The sequence below is a fragment of the Kitasatospora sp. NPDC002227 genome, from assembly GCF_040296285.1.
GTDB lineage: Bacteria > Actinomycetota > Actinomycetes > Streptomycetales > Streptomycetaceae > Kitasatospora.
In genome coordinates, this window is the sequence record NZ_JBEOWY010000108.1 from 1 (window position 1) to 5,159 (window position 5,159).

The following is a 5,159-nucleotide window of genomic DNA, read 5'->3' on the forward strand; positions in this document are numbered from 1 at the left end:
AGCCGCCCGCGACGACGATCTTCGCGGAGGTGGTGGCGCGGCTGGGGGCGGCCGCGTTAGAGCTTGCGAAGTCCACTGAGGACCCTTTCGAGCAGGGTGACGTCGGGCTGGTTGCCGGATTCGCCGCCGGCGGCGGGCTGGTGGATCGCGACGAGACCGGCCTCCGCGAGGTCGGCGACGAGGATCCGGGCCACTCCCAGAGGGATGTTCAGCAGGGCCGAGACCTCCGCGACGGACTTCACCTCGGTGCAGAGGGTGCAGATCCGCTGGTGCTCGGGCAGCAGGGTGGCGAGCCGGTCCGGGGCGACGCTCGCCGAGACCAGGGCCTCCAGGGCGAGTTCGTACCGGGGGCGGGTGCGGCCGCCGGTCATCGCGAACGGGCGGATCAGCGGCCCGGAGTCCTCTTCCTCGTCGTACTCCTCGACGCCGCCCGGCTCGGCGGGCGGGGCCTGTTCAGGGAAGTACTCGGGGCCGCGCCGGCCCTGGCCGGGCGCGAAGCCCGGCGCCGGGGGAGCGAAGCTCTGGTCCCCGTACGGGGAGAACTGCTGCTGGCCGTACGGCGCCTGCGGCTGACCGTAGCCGTGCGGAGCGTACGGCTGCTCGTACTGCTGACCGTGGCCGACGCCGGGGGCTCCGAAGGCGTCAAGGCCGGTGCCAGGGTACGGAACGCCGTACTGGCCGCTGCGGTCGTCGGGCGGGGTCACGGTTCCTCTCCTCACATGGTGCGGCGGTGCGGTGCGAGCTCAGGTCCGAAGGCCTGGGCCGGTGGTGCGAAAGCCGTACAACGCTCTTCCCGAGCCCGCGGGGGCGGGCCCGGGAAGAGCAATGAGGTCTTTCGAATACCAGGACGGTATCCGACGAACCGTCAGTGCAGCAGGCTGCCCTGGAGTTCCGCGCGTAGAGCAGGGGTGAGGACGGCGCCGGCGCGGTCGACGAGGAGGGCCATCTCGTAGCCGACCAGACCGATGTCCGAGTCCGGGGAGGCCAGTACGGCCAGCGAGGAGCCGTCGCTGATGGCCATCAGGAAGAGGAAGCCGCGCTCCATCTCGACGACGGTCTGGTTGACCTCGCCGCCCTCGAAGATCCGGCTGGCGCCGGAGGTGAGGGAGGTGAGGCCGGAGGCGACGGCGGCGAGCTGGTCGGCGCGGTCGCGGGGGAAGCCCTCGGACATGGCGAGCAGGAGCCCGTCGGCGGAGACCACCACCGTGTGCGACACCCCGGGGGTGTTGTCCACGAAATTGGTGATCAGCCAGTTCAGGTTCTGTGCGGCCTGGCTCATCTGACTCAACTCAACGCTCCTGGTGGTTCGAGCCGCCGAAGAGATCGGTGCGGTTCTGCTGTCCGTTGCCGGAGGGCCCCTGGTCGGGGTCGATCCGGAAGCTTCCGGTGTTGCCGGAATCGCCGCTCGCGTTGCGGCCCTGCTCGACGCCGCGGCGCAGGTTGGTCAGCCGGCCGCGCACCTCCTCGGGGCTGCGGGAGACCTGCGGCCCGTCCTGCGGAGTGGGCTTCGCGTTGCCCGCGACAAGGTTCTGCTTCGGCACCCGGCGGGGCAGCCCGGAGGCGGTGGTGCCGGCCGAGGACGGCTCGCGCAGTGCCTCCGCGCGCTGCCAGTCACCGTCGTTGGCCGACTGCCACTCGCGCGAGGTGGACGGGCCGGTCGGGCCGTAGCCACCCAGCGCCGACACCTCGTGGCTCTGCGGCTCGGCCGAGCCGCCGGAGGTGTCCTTGGCCCCGGTGAACCAGTTCGGCGTCTCGGCGCCGCCCTGCTCCTCGAAGCGACCGCCGCCGAAGCCGCCACCGGCCAGCTGCTGGCCCGGGCGCCGCTGCGGCAGGCCCGAGTCCAGGGTGTCCGACCCGGCCGGCAGCTCCGGCGGGTACGGGTGGCCGGCCGGCTCGTCGGCCCCGGTGCCGTACGGCTCCTGCGGGTAGTCCTGGTAGCCGTAGCCCTGCTGGGCGTACCCGGAGTCCTGGTAGCCGTACTCGGCCGCCTGCTGGCGCCCGTACGGGTCCTGCTGGGGCTCCTCGGCGTAGCCGTACTCCTGGTAGCCCTGCTGCTGGCCCCAGGCGTCCTGCTGGTAGCCCTGGTAGTCGTCCTGGCCGTAGGGCTGCTGGGCGTACTGCCCGTCGGCGTACTGGGCCTGTCCGTACTGGTCCGCGGCGTACTGCTCCTCGGTCTCCTCCACGACCTCGGCCACGGCCTCGTGGGTGGGCGCGAAGACGTCGGACTCGTACTCGGCGTAGTCGCCGTAGCCCTCGGCCTGCTCGGCGCCCGGGCCGGCCTCCAGGGCGGCGCGGCGGCGCTGGTCGAGACGCTGCGAGCGCTGCATCGACTCCAGCGCGGGGCTGAAGCCGCTGCTGCCGGTGCCGGTGAGGTGCTCGTCGAAGCCGAGCTCGGCCGCGCTGCGGGCCTGCTGGCCCCAGGCGTCCTGCTGCTGCGGCTCCTGGTCGAAGATCCGGGAGACCGTGAACTCCTCCTCCGGCTCGGGCATCGCCCGGAGCTGGGTGAGGGGCTGCGGGAGCATGACCAGCGAGGTCGTACCGGCCGACTCGCCCGAGGGGCGGAGCTGGACGCGGATGTCGTGCCGCTGGGAGAGGCGGCCGACCACGAAGAGGCCCATGCGGCGGGAGACCGTGACGTCGACCGTCGGCGGCTCGGCCAGCTTCTCGTTGATCTCGGCGAAGTCCTCGGCGGTGAGGCCGATGCCCTTGTCGTGGATCTCGACCAGCACGCGGCCGTCCGGCAGGCGGGTGGCGTTGACCAGCACCCGGGTCTGCGGGCTGGAGAAGGTGGTGGCGTTCTCCAGCAGCTCGGCGAGCAGGTGGACGAGGTCGGTCACGGCGGCGCCGACGACCTCGGCCTCGGGAATGCCGGCCAGCTCGACACGCTCGTACTGCTCCACCTCGGAGGCGGCGGCGCGGAGCACGTCGACCAGCGGCACCGGGGTGTTCCAGCGACGGCCGGCCTCCTCGCCCGCGAGGACGAGCAGGTTCTCACCGTTGCGGCGCATACGGGTGGCCAGGTGGTCCAGCTTGAAGAGGTTCTCCAGCTGGTCCGGGTCGGCCTCGTTGTTCTCCAGCTCGGTGATCAGCGCCAGCTGGCGCTGGATCAGGCCCTGGCTGCGGCGGGAGAGGTTGGTGAAGATCGCGTTGACGTTGCCTCGCAGCAGCGCCTGCTCGGCGGCGAGCGAGACCGCCTGCTGGTGGACCTGGTCGAAGGCTCGGGCGACCTCGCCGATCTCGTCCTTGCCCCACAGCGGGATCTGCTCGACCTTGGTGTCCACCCGCTCCGGGTCGGTCTTGGAGAGCTTGTCGACCAGGTCGGGCAGACGGTGGTTGGCGATCTCCAGCGCGGCGGTGTTGAGCACGCGCATGCCGAGGATCATCGAGCGGGCGATGAAGCCGGTGAGCAGACCGGCCAGCGCCAGCGCGGCGATCACGATCGCCGAGTTGAGGATGGCGTCGGTCTGGGCGTTGTCCCGGATGTCGGCGGCGTCGGAGACGACCTGGTCGAGCAGGGTCGACTCGGTGGTGCGCAGCGCGTTGATGTGGCTCGCGGTGGCCTGGATCCAGTTCTCCGGTCGCAGACCGGAGTCGCTGGCGTCCTTGGCGGCGATGGCGGCCGCCTCCGGGCCGTTCAGCATGCCGTCGGAGGCGGCCTGCTGGTAGGCGAGGCCGATGTTCATCAGGCCCTGCATGGTCGGCACGGTGTGGCCGTCGGGCATCCGCAGCGGGGCGCGGGCGTCGGACTGGGCCTCGGCGACCAGCGAGTTGGCGTAGACGCCGATGTCCTCGGCGGTCGAGCCGGTGTTGAACTCGTTGAGCGAGACCTGCTCCAGCTTGGCGGAGACCAGCAGCGACTGGATGAGGTCGACGTTCTCGTGCCGGGTGGTGGCGTTCTGGCCGATACCGACCAGCAGGCTGAGCATCAGCGCGCGCTGGGTCGAGGCGGAGGCCTTGGCGAGCGACATCGCGTAGATGGCGCGGCCGCGGCTGGTGACCGAGGTGGAGCCGAAGCCGACCGAGTTGTCGTACGCCATCAGCGGGGCGATCAGCGCCGAGTACGCGGCCTGGGTCGCGGTGGCGAAGAGCTCCTTGTTGTAGGCGTTGGCCCGCAGGTGGGGGAGCGCGACGACCATCTGCTGGAAGGAGTCGTTGCGGCGCTGCAGGGCCGCGTCGTCGGAGACCTTCGCGAAGGCGTCCTTGTACGCGGCGAGCGCCTCGTCGCTCTTGGCCCGGAGCTTGGGCACCAGACCCTGGGGGTCCTGGCCGCTCAGCAGGGGGAGTGCGGAGAGGTCGCGCTCGCTCTCGTAGGCGTCGGCGAGCTGGGTCGCGGCGCGGGCGAGGCGGGCGGTCTTCTCGGCGTGGTCGGCGGTCGTGTACTCGTCGAAGGACGAGTTGACGCGCAGACCGCCGAAGACCAGGCCGATGACGACCGGGATCAGCAGGATCGCGACGAGTCGGGTCGGTACGCGCCAGTTGCGCGGGGCCAGGAACTCGTAGCGGCTCTCGGCCGTTCCACTGTTCTCGGCGCGCTTGGCGGCACCGCCGGGCGGCGCGGTGGGCGCCTGCGGTCCGGCTCCGACGGCCGTCCGGTCCTCGACCGGGCTGAACGCGGAGAAGCCTTCGGTGCCCGGACCGGGCCCGCCCGGTGCTTGCTGGCGGGGCTCGGAGCGCCGCTGCGGGGTGTCTGGCTGCTTACGCCTCACTCGACAACAACCTCTCGGCCGCAGGGCGGCCATGGATCAATCCAGCGGCTGTCCCCCGCTTGCCGCAGCCCGCTGCTGGGTGGAACTGCCTACGAAGACGACGGGGTAGCTGGAATTTCAACACGTGTGCGGATGGGGGACAAACAGCCGCCTCGCGGCCGAACCGGCCGGTGCAAAACGGACATTAGGGGGCAGGCCCGGCAAAATTCGGGCCACTCCGTGCGGAGCGGTGAGCCGTTGTCACGCTGCGTTAGTTTCGATCTTTAAATGCCTACCGAACTGTTATCGGTCTCTCACACCTGGGGCGTGCGACCGTCGGTCGCACGCCCCACAGGCACGTGGCACGGCTCCGTCTCAGCGCAGTCGGGCGAGGAGTGCGTGTTCGACGAGGGTGATGAGGGCGCTCTTGGCGCTGTCGCGTCGGCGGGCGTCGAGGGTGATGACGGGGGTGTC

General features: G+C 71.2%; 3 protein-coding genes and 1 pseudogene. All 4 read right to left on the reverse strand.

Annotated elements, in window-relative coordinates:
• Positions 1-56: 56 nt before the first annotated feature.
• The gene (locus tag ABT095_RS38465) at positions 57-704 is read right to left on the reverse strand and encodes a DUF742 domain-containing protein (protein WP_350534290.1); all 648 of its coding nucleotides are present in this window, start codon (positions 702-704) and stop codon (positions 57-59) included.
• 161 nt (positions 705-865) lie between these two features.
• Positions 866-1,279: a roadblock/LC7 domain-containing protein gene (locus ABT095_RS38470; RefSeq protein ID WP_230049933.1), complete on the reverse strand. Its 414-nt coding sequence runs from the start codon at positions 1,277-1,279 to the stop codon at positions 866-868.
• 10 nt (positions 1,280-1,289) lie between these two features.
• Complete coding sequence (locus tag ABT095_RS38475) at positions 1,290-4,706, reverse strand: sensor histidine kinase (RefSeq protein ID WP_350534291.1); 3,417 nt, start codon at positions 4,704-4,706, stop codon at positions 1,290-1,292.
• Between the two features lie 354 nt (positions 4,707-5,060).
• Positions 5,061-5,159 (reverse strand): annotated as a pseudogene (locus tag ABT095_RS38480) (ATP-binding protein); the annotation flags it as partial.

Coding starts and splice junctions, on each gene's coding strand:
- ABT095_RS38470 (WP_230049933.1), bottom strand. CDS start 1,279: ATGAGCCAGGCCGCACAGAACCTGAACTGGCTGATCACCAATTTCGTG.